The organism is Mycobacterium sp. 1165196.3, from assembly GCF_001673415.1.
GTDB classification, from domain to species: domain Bacteria; phylum Actinomycetota; class Actinomycetes; order Mycobacteriales; family Mycobacteriaceae; genus Mycobacterium; species Mycobacterium europaeum_A.
In genome coordinates this window covers 21,601-34,580 of the sequence record NZ_LZLU01000073.1, presented here as the reverse complement: position 1 = coordinate 34,580, position 12,980 = coordinate 21,601, and the positions used below count along the sequence as shown (strand labels likewise).

Genomic DNA, 12,980 nt, shown 5'->3' with positions numbered 1-12,980 from the left:
GTTCGCGCTGACTGAACAGTGCAAGCTGTTGCTCGTCGGGAAGTTCGCCGTGCCACAGCAGGTAGGCAACTTGCTCGAAGCTGCAGTTCGCCGCCAGGTCCTGGACCGCGTACCCGCGGTAGGTCAGGGAGTTGGTCTCCGGCACCACCTTGGAGATGGCGGTGGTGTCGACGACGACACCGGCCAGGCCCTTGTAGATGCGGGGTTGGTTGTCTTCGACGGTGCTCATTGCACGGCTCCTCGAGGGGTGAAGTTTCAAATCGCGAAGTTGTAGATGCCGGAATCGAATCGGGTGTATTCGGCGTAGCGCAGCAGCTCATAGAGTCGGCCGCGATGTTGCATGCGGTCCAGAAGGCCCGATTGCGTTCCGCTGTCGGCGATTTCCCGCAGACCGAGCTCGACGGCGTGCATGGCCAGCCGCAAGGTGGTGACCGGGTAGATCACCACGTTGTAGCCGATGTCGGACAGCTGCTGGGCGGTCAAGAGCTCCGACTTGCCGAATTCGGTCATGTTGGCCAGCAACGGCGTATGCACGGCGGCGCGGAATCGTTCGAACTGCGCCGGCGTTTGCAGGGATTCGGCGAATATCAGGTCGGCGCCCGCGTCGGCGTAGGCCTTGGCGCGCTCGATCGCCGCGGCCACCCCTTCGACCCCGGCGGCATCGGTGCGGGCGCAGATGATGAAGTTCGGATCCCTGCGGGCTGCCACGGCGGCCCGCAGGCGTTTGACCATCTCGCCGGCCGGCACCACGGCCTTACCGTCGAGATGCCCGCAACGCTTGGGGTTTTGCTGGTCCTCCAGGTGACAGCCCGCCAGCCCGGCGTCCTCCAGGACCGTTACGGTGCGCGCGGCGCTCATCGGTTCACCGAACCCGGTGTCGGCGTCGATCAGGGTGGGCAGGTCGGTGACCGAGGCGATCTGCGCTCCGCGCCCGCTGACTTCGGTCAGGGTGGTCAGGCCGATGTCGGGCAGGCCGAGGTCGGCCGACAGCACCGCCCCGGAGACATACACCCCGTCGAAACCGAGCTCGGCGACGAGCTTGGCCACCAGCGGGGAGAAGGCGCCTGGGAAGCGTTGCAGCTCGCCACTTTCCAGCCCCGCGCGGAACGCAGCCCGCTTGGTCGCCGCCGGCACCGCCGCGCCGATCAGGCCGCCCATCAGAAGATCCCCGAGGGAATCGCGGGCCCCTGGGCGAGCACCGCCGGGGCGACGTCGATATTGAGCGCGCCCAGCGCACCCGGCTGCAGGTCCGAAAGGGACTGTGCCGCCGACAGGAAGCGCCGCTGCTCGGTTTCGCTGACCACCCCGTCGGCCAGCTCGCTGAACTTTCCGATGTACTGCTCACGCTCGAACGGTCTGGTCCCCAACGGATGCGCGTCGGCGACGGCGATCTCATCGACGATGACTTCACCGCTTTTGAGGGTGACCTCGGCGCGGGCGCCGAACGCCTGCTCCGCGGGATCGGAAGAGTGGTAGCGCCGGGTCCATTCGGGATCTTCGACCGTCGAGACCTTGCGCCACAGTTCGACGGTGTCGGCCCGGTGCGCCCGCTCTGGCGTGTAAGACCTTTCGTGGTGCCAGGTTCCGTCCTGCAAGGCGACCGCAAAGATGTACATCACGGAGTGGTCCAGCGTTTCTCGGGAGGCGTCCGGATCGAATTTCTGCGGGTCGCCGGATCCGGTGCCGATGACGTAATGGGTGTGATGGCTGGTGTGCAACTCGATCGTGGCGATCTGGTCGAGATCGCCGATGTCCTCGCGCATCCGGCGGGCCAGGTCGATCAGCGCCTGACTCTGATATTCGGCCGAGTGCTCCTTGGTGTAGCTGCCCAGAATGGCGCGCTTCGGCTCGCCGGGCTCGGGCAGCGGGACCCGATAGGTGTGCTCCGGACCCGAGAGCAGCCAGGCGATCACCCCGTCCTCGCCCTCCCAGATCGGTGCGGGCGCGCCCTCGCCGCGCATGGCGCGGTCGACGGCCTCGATGGCGACCTTGCCCGCCCAGGCGGGTGCGTACGCCTTCCAACTGGAGATCAGGCCCTTGCGGGACTGCCGGGTGGACGTGGTCAGGTGTAGCGCCTGTCCGATCGCGGAATAGATGGTCTCCTTGTCCAGCCGCAGCATGGTGCCCAGTCCTGCGGCCACCGATGGGCCGAGGTGAGCTACGTGGTCAATCTTGTGCTCGTGCAGGCAGATTCCCTTGGTCAGGTTGATTTGGATCTCGTAACCGGTTGCGATGCCGCGGATCAGGTCGGCTCCGCCGATCCCGAGGTGCTGCCCGACCGCCACCAGCGCCGGGATGTTGTCGCCCGGGTGGGAGTACTCGGCGGCCAGGAAGGTGTCGTGAAAGTCCAACTCGCGCACGGCGACCCCGTTGGCCCAGGCCGCCCATTCCGGGGAGTAGTCACCCTGGACACCGAACACCTTGGCTCCCCTGGCGGAGGTCGGGTGGGCCTGTGCCTGGGCGCGGGCCGCGGCGGTCGAGCGGCGGTTCACCGAGGCTGCCGAGACCGCCGCGTTGTCGATGATGCGGTTGATCACCATGGCCTCGGTGTCCGCGGGCACGGCGACCGGGTCGGCCGCGACCTCGGCGATCTTCCATGCCAGGTGCTCGTCGCGGGGGAAATCGTCGGCGCTGCGTCGGGTTCGAACGTCATGACTCCGCATAAGCCGCACAGTACGCAACGCTGGTCGCGCGGTAAATCCCCTGTAAAAGCGTAATCGTGTGTCCATAATCGCCGATTTTTGCGAATGTTGTGAAAGACGGCGGCGTACCGTGTATCGGGTGGCGAAGACGTTCGCCGGCGCGCGGCTCCGGCGATTACGCGAGGAGCGGGGGTTGACCCAGGTGGCGTTGGCGCGCGCACTGGGACTGTCGACCAGCTATGTCAATCAGCTGGAGAATGATCAGCGCCCGATCACCGTTGCGGTGCTGCTCACCCTCACCGAGCGGTTCGACCTACCGGCGCATTACTTCGCGCCGGAATCCGACGCCCGCTTGATATCGGACCTGCGTGAGGTGCTGGCCGACACGTCCGCCACGCCGGCGCAACTCGAGGAGCTGGTCGCCCGCATGCCGGCGATCGGGCAGACGCTGGTCAATCTGCACCGCCGGCTGCACGGCACCACCGCCGATCTCGAAGCGCTACACAACCGCGCCAACGTCGACACGTCGGGGATGTCCCAGCAGCCCATGCCGTTCGAAGAGGTCCGCGACTTCTTCTACGACCGCAAGAACTATATTGGCGAACTGGACATGGCCGCCGAAGACCTGTTCAACGAGAACAACTTGCGCATCGGCGGTCTCGACGGCCAGCTGGCGCAGCTGCTCGCGGACAAGCTAGGCGTCACGGTGGTGATCGACGACGGCCAAGCGTTAGATCCCAACTCCAAACGGCTGTTTGCGCCCGAAACGAAGACCCTGTACGTGGCGCGGTGGCTTCACCCGGGCCAGCGTGCCTTCCAGCTCGCCACCCAGATCGCCTTGCTGACCCAGGACAGGTTGATCACCGGGATCATCGCCGGCGACGATCAGCTCAGCGACGATGCGCGCGGCGTCGCCCGCATCGGCCTGGCCAACTATTTCGCCGGCGCGCTGCTGCTGCCCTACCTGAGGTTCTTGGCGGCGGCCGAGGCCGTCCGCTACGACATCGACCAGCTGGCGCGGCGATTCGAGGTCGGGTTCGAAACGATCTGCCACCGGTTGTCCACTTTGCAGCGCCCCAACGCCCGCGGCGTTCCCTTCATCTTCGTCCGGACCGACAGCGCCGGAAACATCTCTAAACGCCAGTCCGCCACCGCCTTTCACTTCTCCCGCGTCGGCGGCAACTGCCCGCTGTGGGTGGTGCACCGCGCGTTCTCCCTTCCCGGCCAGTTTCTGACGCAGGTCGCGCAGATGCCCGACGAGCGCACGTACTTCTGGATCGCCAGGACCACCACGACGGAGCCGAGCCGCTACCTCGGGCCGGACAAGAGCTTCGCCATCGGGCTGGGCTGCGACGTCGCCCACGCCGGGAAGCTCGTGTACTCCGTTGGCATCGATCCGACCAACACCGAATCGATCGTGCCGATCGGCGCCGGCTGCAAGATCTGCGACCGGCCCGCCTGCCCGCAGCGCGCCTTCCCGTATCTGGGGCGTCCGGTGTATGTCGATCCGCACAGCAGCACGGATCTGCCGTATCCGCCGGCGATTAGGACCTGAGTGCGGTCAGCACGGGACGCCGCCGTCTAGCTAAGTGGGACGTGCGCGTGGGCCGCCATCTCGGCTAGTTCTGCGGGGTCAGTACCCGCCGCGGTGAAACTCGTTTGGCTTCGCCGCGCTAGTAGTGTCAAAGGCCTTTGCGCAGCGCTTCGATTGCGGTGTCGAGGTCTCGGAGCGCTTGCTGGACAAGCGTGGTCATGGATTTCCGATTCCGGGGTTGCAGCCAGCTTTGGAAGGCATCGGCGAAGGCGAGTGCGCCGAAGTTGGCGGCCAGGTTCGCGACAGGCGGTTTTACGCCGCGCGCGACCAGCGCCTCAGCTATCGCCGTTGTCAGGGCGGCGGCTTTGAGCAGGTCTCGCTCTTTGAGTTCGGGATTGGCGTCGATGACGGCTTGACGTTTGGCCACAAGTTCGCGGCGGTCGTCTGTGAAGCCGCGGGCGAACGCGGTCAGTGCGGCTCCGATCGCTTCCATGGGGCCGGCTTCGTCGGGCGCACCGGCGATGGCGTCGGCGAACATGCCGCGGTAGGAATCCTGGCCGCGGAATAGAATCTCGCGTTTGTCGGCGAAGTGACGAAAGAACGTCCGTTTGGTCAATCCCGCGCGCTCAGCGATCTCGACGACCGTGACGTCCTCATATCCGCGCTCGGCGAACAATTCCACCGCCGCGGCTCCCAATCGCTCGGCCGCGTTGGGTTCCCACCGACTCATATCCGCATTCTAAAGCGCGAAGACGCAGTGATGACACCAAGTGCCGCCCTGCTGTAATGTGATGACACCTGGTGCCGTGCTGTTGGCGCAGGGATACCACCCTTCTGCGCAGATAGGAATCGGAATGAAGGATCTCCGCGCAGCCTACGGACAGTACGCACTCGTGACCGGGGCGTCCTCAGGCATCGGAGAGCAATTCGCACGGCACCTCAGTGCGGCGGGCGTCAACGTCATCTTGGTGGCGCGCCGCAAAGACCGTCTGGAAACGCTGGCCACCGAGCTCTCCCGTGCACACGGCACCGAGAGTCTCGTGCTCGCTCTGGATTTACTTGCCGAGAATGCAGTGGACGAATTGGCCCGTCGGGTCAGTAATCTCGACGTCGGGTTAGTCGTGGCCAATGCCGGCATCTCTTCTGCAGGGCCGCTGGTCAACAGTTCGATTGCCTACGAACTCGACGTCCTCACCCTCGATGCGGTGGTGCCACTGCAGATGGCCCACGTTTTCGGCAATGCCTTCGTCCGGCGGGGTCGCGGAGCCATCGTATTGGTGGCGTCTAGCCTCGACGCCAGCGCCGTGCCCTACGTGGCCAACTACTCCGCGGCGAAGGCGTACGTCTCCTCACTGGGCCAGGCGTTGCACTACGAACTGAAAAAAGACGGCGTCGACGTCCTGGTCCTCTCGCCCGGGATGACGAAGACCGAAATCACCGAAAAATCCTTCGGCCTTGACCCCCAGAAGATCAGCGGTCCAAGAATGACGGCGTCGCAGGTTGCCGAGGCGGCGTTGAACAACCTGGGCGCGCGGGCGCGCGTCATCCCAGGCGCCACCAACAGGGCTACGGATCTTCTGGTTAAACACCTGATTCCGCGATCCCTGTCGGCCAAGATGTTCGGCTGGCTGCTCGGCCGCGCTCTCATCGAGACCGCGCCTCATGCGTCATGAGTGACGGAATAGCCTCTACAGCAGCGTATTTCGAGAGGAGCCATCCCTTGCACATTCCCGGCATGCCAGTCGATATCCCTGACGAAATGCTCTCGGCAGTGCTCCGGCCCGAATTCGACACTCTGGCACCGGTCGAAGTCTTCCCCGGGGTGGCGAGTTATTTGGATCGCCCATACGCCACCTGCATCGGATTTCGGCAACTCACCATGGATCTGCACATCCCGCACCACCCCTCAGCCACACCGGTTCCCGTGATCGTCTACGCCCATCCGGGAGGCTTTTTCACCGGCAGCAAGCAAATGGGCCCATGGCGATTTCTGCTCGAGGCTGGGCTGGCGGTGGTGTCGGTGCAGTACCGGCTCAGTGGCGAGGCCGTCTTTCCTGCCGCCATCCAAGATGTCGCTACGGCCGTGCGCTGGGTACGGACCAACGCCGATCGCTACAGCTTGGATTCTGAGCGCATCGTGGGCTTCGGTTCCAGCGCAGGCGCCTACCTCATCAGCGCCGTTGCGCTCGCCGAAGACGACAGCGACCTGGTGAGCAGCCATGAACCCTACTCGGAGGTGTCCTGCGGTCTGACCGCTGTCGTGGAGCACTACGGGCCCACCGACTTCCTCAAACACGATGAGGACGCACACCCCGACGCCATCGAACGAATGCACGGTCCCGACAGCACACTGGCGCGCTTCTTCGGATTCGTGCCATCCAGCCAACCGCAGGTGGTGGAGCAGGGAAACCTGTGCCGCCTGGCACATCCCGGCGCGCCACCCTTCCTGATCGCCCACGGGGACAGGGATCGTCGCGTCGGCATCGAGCAGAGCCGGCGCCTGCATCGCGCACTCACAGCCGTGGGGGTCCGGGCGGACCTGGTGGAGATCGTCGGCGGCGACCACGGGTCTGCTCACTTCAACGCGGCTCCGCTGCATCACAGAACGTTGACATTCCTCGACTCTATTCTGTCAAGGCCCCTATCCCGTTGACACACAACACCAATCGGAGAACTCACATGCCCACGATGAAGCGAATTCAGTACCACCGCTACGGTGGACCGGACGTCATGCGGCTCGAAGGCTTCGAGCCCAGGAAACTCGGCGCCGACGATGTTCTCGTACGGGTGCGCGCGGCCGCTGCTAACCCGATGGACTTCGTAATCCGAAACGGCGCGATGAAGATGGTGACCGGCCGAACCTTCCCACGTGGGATGGGCTACGACTTCGCCGGCATCGTCGAGGCTGTCGGCGACGACGTGACCCGGCTGCGTGTGGGTGACGCAGTGCTCGGGGGGCCGCCGATCAAATGGTCGGGCGCCTTCGCCGACGTCGTCGTCGCCGAAGAGAAGGGTGTCGTCGCGAAGCCCGCTGCCTTGACGTTCGAGGCGGCGGCCGCCATTCCCACTGTCGGTCTGACCGCATACCAAGCCCTGTTCAACAAAGCGAAGGTGCAGCGTGGCGCGTCCGTGTTCGTGCACGGATGCCTTGGGGGAGTTGGTCGCTCGGCGGCACAACTGGCGTTGGCACACGGGGCGGCCGTGGCGGGAAGCTGCCGGGCCGGCTCGGCGGACGAGGCGCGGGAGGTCGGTATCGACCCGATCGTCGACTTCGACTTCGATCCCACTGCCCTCACACGCCGATTCGATGTCGTCCTGGACACCGCCGGCACGTTACCGGTCAGAGATGCCCGAAAGATGTTGACGATCAACGGTCATATCGTCAGCGTCAAGCCGAGTCCAGCGAACATGGTCAGAAGCGTCCTGCCTGGCCCATTCCACGTCGTGATCGCCAAGGCAGTCACAACCGATATCGAGGCGGTCGCGAGAGCCGCCGGCGAAGGGGTGCTGCGGCTACCCATCGCCAAAACGGTGCCACTATCGCAAGCAATCTCAGCCCTTGCGCAACTCGAACAAAACGGATTCGCCAAGCGGGGCAAGCTCATAATTGTGCCCGACTGAGCCAGCCGGCCAGTAACACCAGGCGCCCCGCACCCGACGTCTGCGCCCCTACAGCAACAGCCTGGATGCCCACCGAGGACAACCTTCGACAAGCCAGTTTTCTCAAGCAGGACGGGCACTTCCGCGCCTTACACGCCCGCCAGCCCTAAACCACCACGAAACATCGAGGCTACCCCGTCAGATGAGTATGCGGTCTTTACGGCGGCGGGGACGTAATGTTGCGGTGAGCCCTTCACCGGATCGGGAGACAGTATGCCCAAGGTAGCGATTCTCGATGACTACGCCGGCGTCGCCTTGCACGTTGCCGACTGGTCACCGGTGCAAAAGCGGGCCGACGTCACCGTTTTCGACCGCCACCTCGACGAGGACGAAGCGGCCGAGGTGCTACGACCGTTTGACGTGGTGTGCACCCTGCGGGAGCGGATGGCGTTTCCCCGGACGCTGATCGAGCGGCTGCCGGACCTGAAGCTGATCACGATCGTCGGCAGGAGCTTGCCGAACCTGGACATGGCCGCAGCCACCGAACACGGGATATTGGTGGCGCACTCGGATTTCGCGCATCCCCGGTTCAGGTCGATGAGTGACGCCACACCGGAACTCGCCTGGGGTCTGATGATCGCGACGGTGCGCAATCTCGCCGAAGAGCATCGCAACATGCGTGCCGGCGGCTGGCAGCGCAGCGCGGGAGTCACCTTGTCCGGTAAAACCCTCGGACTGCTTGGCCTGGGCCGGGTCGGCGCTCGGATGGCGCACTACGCCGCGGCGTTCGGCATGGAAGTCCTTGCCTGGAGCCAAAACCTCACCCCGGAGACCGCTGCGGGGTTGGGTGCGCGCAGGGTCGAGAAGGCGGCGCTGTTCGAATCCTCGGACGTGGTTTCCGTTCATCTCGTGCTCTCGGAGCGCACCCGAGGTCTGGTCGGCGAGGCAGAGCTGGCGCTGATGAAGCCGCACGCCTACCTGATCAACACCTCCAGAGGTCCCATCGTGGACGAGGCCGCGCTGATCGACGCGTTGGAAGCGGGGCGCATCGCCGGGGCCGGCCTGGACGTCTACGACGCCGAGCCGCTGCCGAAAGGCCACCGGCTGCGCCGGCTTTCGAACGTGACCCTGTCTCCGCACCTGGGCTACGTCACTCGCGAGATGCTGGGCGCCTTCTACTCCGACACCGTGGAATCGGTGGTGGCCTGGCTGGACGGCACGCCGATCCGGATCGCCGATCCCGAAGGACGGCGCTGAACCGTCTACTTGCGTTTCCAATGCGGACTTTTGACCGCCTCCAGGGCATCGGTGACGTAACTATCCAGTGGCCGCGGCTTCCCGGACAGTCGCACCCATTGTTGGAATCCGAAATCGGCTGCCGCGAAGGCGAGTTGAACCAACAGGCCGGGGCGCAAATCGGTGTCCGGATCGACGCCCATCCGCTCGGCGATGAGTTTGGTGGCCCGCTCCTTGTCGGCGGGCCGGTGCACCGTGACCTTGTCGAGCAGGTCGGGGACCACCAGCAGGGCTTCGCGCCATTCTTCGGTGTCGGTCTGCTCGAACGAGCGGGTCCGCGTGACGATGGCATTGATCAGCGCGACATCGGGTGACTCGCCGGCGGGCCGGCCCTCGAGAAGATTGACGATCGCGGCCCCGCCGTATCGCACCGGTGCCAGGAGGAGCTCCTCCTTCGCCGGCACATGCCGGAAGAACGTGCGCGGGGAAACCCCGGCGGCCGTGGCGATTTCCTCGGTGGTGACCGCGTCGTACCCGCGCTCGACGAACAGGCGGAACGCCGCGCGCCGGATATCGGCCCGGATCTGTGCGCGCTGCCGGTCGCGGAGCGACTCGCCGTTCATCGGAAGCAGCCGATCCCGCCGTCGACGTGAATGGTCTGCCCGGTGATGAACGTGGCGTCACTGCCGAGCAGGAACGCCACCAGCGCCCCCACGTCGGTGCGGACATCGCCGATGCGTTTCATCGGCACCCGGCCCACGGCCTTGTCGTATTCCTTGGGCGCGAACGACTTCCAGAACTTGACCCCGTCGGATTCGGCAAAGGGACAGATCACGTTGACGCGGATGTTGTCGCGACCCCATTCCAGGGCCGCCACCTTCGACAACCCGCGGATGCCTTCCTTGGCCGCGGCATAGCCGCCCCACTTCGGTTCACCGCCGGTGCCCGTGCCCGAACCGAGGTTCACGATCGACCCACCGCCGGCCTCGACCATCAGCGGGTGTACGGCCTGCATCAGCAGGAAGGTCGCGCGGGGACCCACGTCGTAGCCCAGCGCCAGGTCTTCGGTGGTGATGTCGACGAACGCCTTGGGTTCGTTGGTCGCGATGGCGTTGTTGACCAGGCCGTGCACCGTGCCGAAGGCGTCGACCGCAGCGGCCGCGATCCGCTGCGCGCTCTGCGGGTCGCGCAGGTTCGCGACCAGTTGTTCGGCCGGTCCGATCGCCTTGAGCTCGGCGCAGGTCCTGTCCAGAACCTCTTCCTGGATATCGACCAGCAGCACCTTCGCGCCGCGTTCGAGCAGCGCGGTCGCGACGCCCTTACCGACGCCCTGGGCGGCGCCGGTGACGATCGCGACGTGTCCGCGCATGGAATCGGGGTGGCTGTAGCTCATCTGACCGGTCCCATCTGCAGCTGCACACCGCGATGCATTTCGTAGGTACTGCGCGCGCCGTTGGGGAGTTCGATGAACTCCACCGGTGTGCCGTCCGGGTCCTTGACGAAAAACATTCGGACGCCGCCGATCTCGAAGGGCACCTGGTCGGGGGTGTAGCCGGCGTCGATGACGCGGCGGTGGGTGTCGTCGAGATCGGTGACCGACAGCGACACATTATGGATGCCGGTGATGCCCCGGCGTGCCGGCTTGTGGTCGGGCGGATTTGCGCCGATTGACAGCAGTTCGATCATCAGCCCGCCCAGCAGCCCGCCGACGACCCGGCCTTCCTGCTTACGGGTCGCATGCAGTACCGCGTCGAAGGGCTCCCGGAGATGAGGGTTTCGAAGACGACCTCCATGCCGAGCACGTCGCGGTAGAACGCCAGCGCGCGGTCCATGTCGGTGACGCCGACGACGAGGTGACAGAACGAGACGTCGTCGAGGACGCCCTTGCCGGTCACGGTTTTTCCGCGGCGAGTGCAGGGGCGGGGCGCCCGGCGAACAGCGGCAGGTCGAGGTAGGTCTTGATGCCCGGCCCGGCCGCGCAGACGTCGGGAATGGCGTTGATGCAGTGATTGGCGGTGACCACGACGCCCGGATTCTTCACCAGTCCTTCCGCGATCGTCTCCGGTTGCAGACCCTTGAAGGTGAGGTTCACGTCGGGGTCGCCGGTGATCTCCACCTCGAAACGTTCACCCCGCCCGCCGAAATTCCAGGCCGGTTCCAGATTCTCCTCGCCCATCAGCCAGTTGACGGCCGCGGTGATGACCGGTTCGCCGTCGACGAGCGCCTGCCAGCGGAACCGGCGCGCGGCCACGGTGCCGGTCGTGATCGGGAAGGGGTCATAGTCGATGTCGGCGGTCGCCACGGCGACGTCCTGGATCGTCCGGATGTTGGGATCGATGCGAAATCCCATGTGGTCGGCGATCATTCGCACGGATTGTTTGAAGCCCGCTTCGAGAAGGCCGGCCATCGGTCCTTGGGTAGCTTCCTCGGGGGTGCCGCCGAATCCCATGATGTGGCGCACCACGTCCGGTGCGTTGTAGGTGCGGATGTCGGAGAACTCCTCGGCCCGCACGTGCGTCACCGCAGACGACAGCGAGGACACCATGAGCGGGAACCGCTCGGTGATGCCCCCCGGGTGGATGCCCGAACCATGCAGCGTCACACCGCTTTCCGTAGCGGCCTCGGCAACGGCCCGGTGACGCTTGTTGGCCGGATCGGGATAGACCCACCCGACGGGTGTGACCACGTTCTTGCCCGAGCGCAGGATCGCGATCACTTCGTCGTCGTTGGGTATCAGCGGGCTGTACATCACGCAGTCGGCGTCCAGCGCCAGTATCTCGTCCATGCTCGTGGTGGCGGTGACGCCGAGTTCACCGGTCCCGATGATCTTGCCGACGTCGACGCCGTCCTTGTCCGAGCTGTGCACCCAGCACCCCACCAGCTCCAGCCGAGGATGATTGATGACGCACGCGATCGCCGCCTTGCCCACGCCCCCGGTGGCCCATTGGATGACACGAAGCTTGGACGGGCTACTCATCATTGACCTCCCGGGCGGACGGTGCGCGGCCTTTACACACCGACGAATGAGATGGCAGGCTATGTCTCGCTGACAGTGACTGTCAACAATCGACGGTTTCGGGAGAGGGTCTGTGATGAGCGTCCTCGAGGGCAAAATCGCGATCGTCACCGGCACCAGCCGCGGCGTGGGCGTGGGCATCGCCCATGAACTACTTCGCGCCGGCGCGACCGTGATCGGCTGCTCGCGCTCACCGCTGGACGCGATCCCCGGCATCGAACCGGACTGGGCGCACCGGGCCTCGCAAAAGGTGTGCGACCAGGGCGACTACCGCTCGATCGACGCGTTCGTCGCGGATGTCGTGGCCACCCACGGCCGGGTCGACATCCTGGTCAACAATGCGGGCGGCACCGTTCCGGCGCCCCACGCCGAGAGCATTCCCGAACTGGTGCAACGTATTCAGGGCGCGCCCGCCGCCGACGACGACTACGCGCGCACCGCCCTGTTTCACTCGTTCGCCGTGCAGATGAACCTGATCAGCCCGCTATGGTTCGCGATCCGCGCCTATCGGCAGATGCAGAACCAGGATGGGGTGGGCTGCGTCATCAACATCTCCAGCGGCGCCGGCCATCCTGCCGGATCGCCAACGCTGGTCTCCTACGGGGCGGCCAAAAGCGGCCTCAATCACCTCACCCGGTCGCTGGCCGAAGAGTGGGGACCCAAGGTGCGGGTCAACTGCATCGCCCTGGGGCCCACGATGACCGAGAACTTCCGATCGTTCGTGCTGCCCAAGGACGACCCCGATGGCGCAAGGTATTTCGCCGCCGTCCCGTTGCGCCGAGCCGGCGAACCCGCGGAGGTCGGACGGGTCTGCGTCTTCCTGGTCGGCGGTCAGGCCGACTTCGTCAACGGCACCACCATTGAATGCGACGGTGGCATGCTTCCCGGTGTGCTCTACGAGGCGGGACTGAAGACGATCACCGACCTGCTCTGACCGCCTTCGGCATCCGGC

At 65.5% G+C, this 12,980-nt stretch carries 15 protein-coding genes; 6 read left to right on the top strand and 9 right to left on the bottom strand.

Translation table 11 applies throughout. The annotated features are described in order from the left end of the window. The 3 genes from A5659_RS07485 to prpD form a co-directional block, all read right to left on the bottom strand. Positions 1-229: citrate/2-methylcitrate synthase (locus A5659_RS07485; protein WP_304441592.1), on the bottom strand; the 229-nt coding region annotated here is incomplete at its 3' end. 26 nt (positions 230-255) lie between these two features. Continuing rightward, positions 256-1,158 (bottom strand): methylisocitrate lyase, encoded by a 903-nt coding sequence (gene prpB / locus A5659_RS07480; protein WP_067180141.1) that lies wholly within the window; start codon positions 1,156-1,158, stop codon positions 256-258. Continuing rightward, positions 1,158-2,663, bottom strand: coding sequence for a 2-methylcitrate dehydratase PrpD (prpD, locus tag A5659_RS07475; protein ID WP_067180138.1), 1,506 nt, complete (start codon positions 2,661-2,663; stop codon positions 1,158-1,160). The genes prpB and prpD overlap by 1 nt, the downstream gene beginning before the upstream one ends. Before the next feature lie 109 nt (positions 2,664-2,772). On the opposite strand from prpD, the gene A5659_RS07470 reads away from it, so the two are divergent. Continuing rightward, positions 2,773-4,197: a short-chain fatty acyl-CoA regulator family protein gene (locus tag A5659_RS07470; RefSeq protein ID WP_156748889.1), complete on the top strand. Its 1,425-nt coding sequence runs from the start codon at positions 2,773-2,775 to the stop codon at positions 4,195-4,197. A gap of 127 nt (positions 4,198-4,324) precedes the next feature. Here the strand turns inward: A5659_RS07470 and A5659_RS07465 are convergent, their stop codons facing one another. Next, the gene (locus tag A5659_RS07465) at positions 4,325-4,858 is read right to left on the bottom strand and encodes a TetR/AcrR family transcriptional regulator (RefSeq protein WP_231997764.1); all 534 of its coding nucleotides are present in this window, start codon (positions 4,856-4,858) and stop codon (positions 4,325-4,327) included. A gap of 172 nt (positions 4,859-5,030) precedes the next feature. Between A5659_RS07465 and A5659_RS07460 the strand changes: the two genes are divergently transcribed. The 4 genes from A5659_RS07460 (at position 5,031) to A5659_RS07445 (ending at position 9,033) form a co-directional block, all read left to right on the top strand. Continuing rightward, entirely contained in the window at positions 5,031-5,849 is an 819-nt protein-coding gene (locus tag A5659_RS07460) for an SDR family oxidoreductase (protein ID WP_067180135.1), read from the top strand. Positions 5,850-5,896: 47 nt separating this feature from the next. Further along, positions 5,897-6,829 carry an alpha/beta hydrolase gene (locus A5659_RS07455; RefSeq protein WP_197497945.1) on the top strand — a complete coding sequence of 311 codons (933 nt, stop codon included), beginning with the start codon at positions 5,897-5,899 and terminating at the stop codon, positions 6,827-6,829. Between the two features lie 26 nt (positions 6,830-6,855). After that, positions 6,856-7,797: an NADP-dependent oxidoreductase gene (locus tag A5659_RS07450; protein ID WP_067180133.1), complete on the top strand. Its 942-nt coding sequence runs from the start codon at positions 6,856-6,858 to the stop codon at positions 7,795-7,797. A 252-nt stretch (positions 7,798-8,049) separates the two neighbouring features. After that, positions 8,050-9,033 carry a D-2-hydroxyacid dehydrogenase family protein gene (locus tag A5659_RS07445; protein ID WP_067020185.1) on the top strand — a complete coding sequence of 328 codons (984 nt, stop codon included), beginning with the start codon at positions 8,050-8,052 and terminating at the stop codon, positions 9,031-9,033. A 5-nt stretch (positions 9,034-9,038) separates the two neighbouring features. Here A5659_RS07445 and A5659_RS07440 read toward each other — a convergent pair whose 3' ends face one another. Genes A5659_RS07440 through A5659_RS07420 form a run of 5 tightly spaced genes read right to left on the bottom strand, consistent with a single transcriptional unit; the run spans position 9,039 to position 11,989 of the window. After that, positions 9,039-9,635 carry a TetR/AcrR family transcriptional regulator gene (locus tag A5659_RS07440; protein ID WP_067180129.1) on the bottom strand — a complete coding sequence of 199 codons (597 nt, stop codon included), beginning with the start codon at positions 9,633-9,635 and terminating at the stop codon, positions 9,039-9,041. Then, a complete protein-coding gene (locus A5659_RS07435; protein ID WP_067143749.1) occupies positions 9,632-10,405 on the bottom strand; it encodes an SDR family NAD(P)-dependent oxidoreductase in 774 nt (257 codons plus the stop codon). Before A5659_RS07435 ends, A5659_RS07440 begins: the two co-directional genes overlap by 4 nt. Continuing rightward, positions 10,402-10,698 (bottom strand): VOC family protein, encoded by a 297-nt coding sequence (locus A5659_RS28440; RefSeq protein WP_231997763.1) that lies wholly within the window; start codon positions 10,696-10,698, stop codon positions 10,402-10,404. Before A5659_RS28440 ends, A5659_RS07435 begins: the two co-directional genes overlap by 4 nt. Then, positions 10,698-10,907, bottom strand: coding sequence for a VOC family protein (locus A5659_RS28435; RefSeq protein ID WP_067180126.1), 210 nt, complete (start codon positions 10,905-10,907; stop codon positions 10,698-10,700). Before A5659_RS28435 ends, A5659_RS28440 begins: the two co-directional genes overlap by 1 nt. Further along, positions 10,904-11,989: a dihydrodipicolinate reductase gene (locus A5659_RS07420; RefSeq protein WP_067180123.1), complete on the bottom strand. Its 1,086-nt coding sequence runs from the start codon at positions 11,987-11,989 to the stop codon at positions 10,904-10,906. Before A5659_RS07420 ends, A5659_RS28435 begins: the two co-directional genes overlap by 4 nt. Before the next feature lie 115 nt (positions 11,990-12,104). Between A5659_RS07420 and A5659_RS07415 the strand changes: the two genes are divergently transcribed. Further along, entirely contained in the window at positions 12,105-12,962 is an 858-nt protein-coding gene (locus tag A5659_RS07415) for an SDR family oxidoreductase (protein ID WP_067180119.1), read from the top strand. The last annotated feature ends 18 nt before the right edge of the window (positions 12,963-12,980 follow it).

Coding starts and splice junctions, on each gene's coding strand:
- prpB (WP_067180141.1), bottom strand. CDS start 1,158: ATGGGCGGCCTGATCGGCGCGGCGGTGCCGGCGGCGACCAAGCGGGCT.
- prpD (WP_067180138.1), bottom strand. CDS start 2,663: ATGCGGAGTCATGACGTTCGAACCCGACGCAGCGCCGACGATTTCCCC.
- A5659_RS07460 (WP_067180135.1), top strand. CDS start 5,031: ATGAAGGATCTCCGCGCAGCCTACGGACAGTACGCACTCGTGACCGGG.
- A5659_RS07450 (WP_067180133.1), top strand. CDS start 6,856: ATGCCCACGATGAAGCGAATTCAGTACCACCGCTACGGTGGACCGGAC.
- A5659_RS07445 (WP_067020185.1), top strand. CDS start 8,050: ATGCCCAAGGTAGCGATTCTCGATGACTACGCCGGCGTCGCCTTGCAC.
- A5659_RS07440 (WP_067180129.1), bottom strand. CDS start 9,635: ATGAACGGCGAGTCGCTCCGCGACCGGCAGCGCGCACAGATCCGGGCC.
- A5659_RS07435 (WP_067143749.1), bottom strand. CDS start 10,405: ATGAGCTACAGCCACCCCGATTCCATGCGCGGACACGTCGCGATCGTC.
- A5659_RS28440 (WP_231997763.1), bottom strand. CDS start 10,698: ATGATCGAACTGCTGTCAATCGGCGCAAATCCGCCCGACCACAAGCCG.
- A5659_RS07420 (WP_067180123.1), bottom strand. CDS start 11,989: ATGAGTAGCCCGTCCAAGCTTCGTGTCATCCAATGGGCCACCGGGGGC.
- A5659_RS07415 (WP_067180119.1), top strand. CDS start 12,105: ATGAGCGTCCTCGAGGGCAAAATCGCGATCGTCACCGGCACCAGCCGC.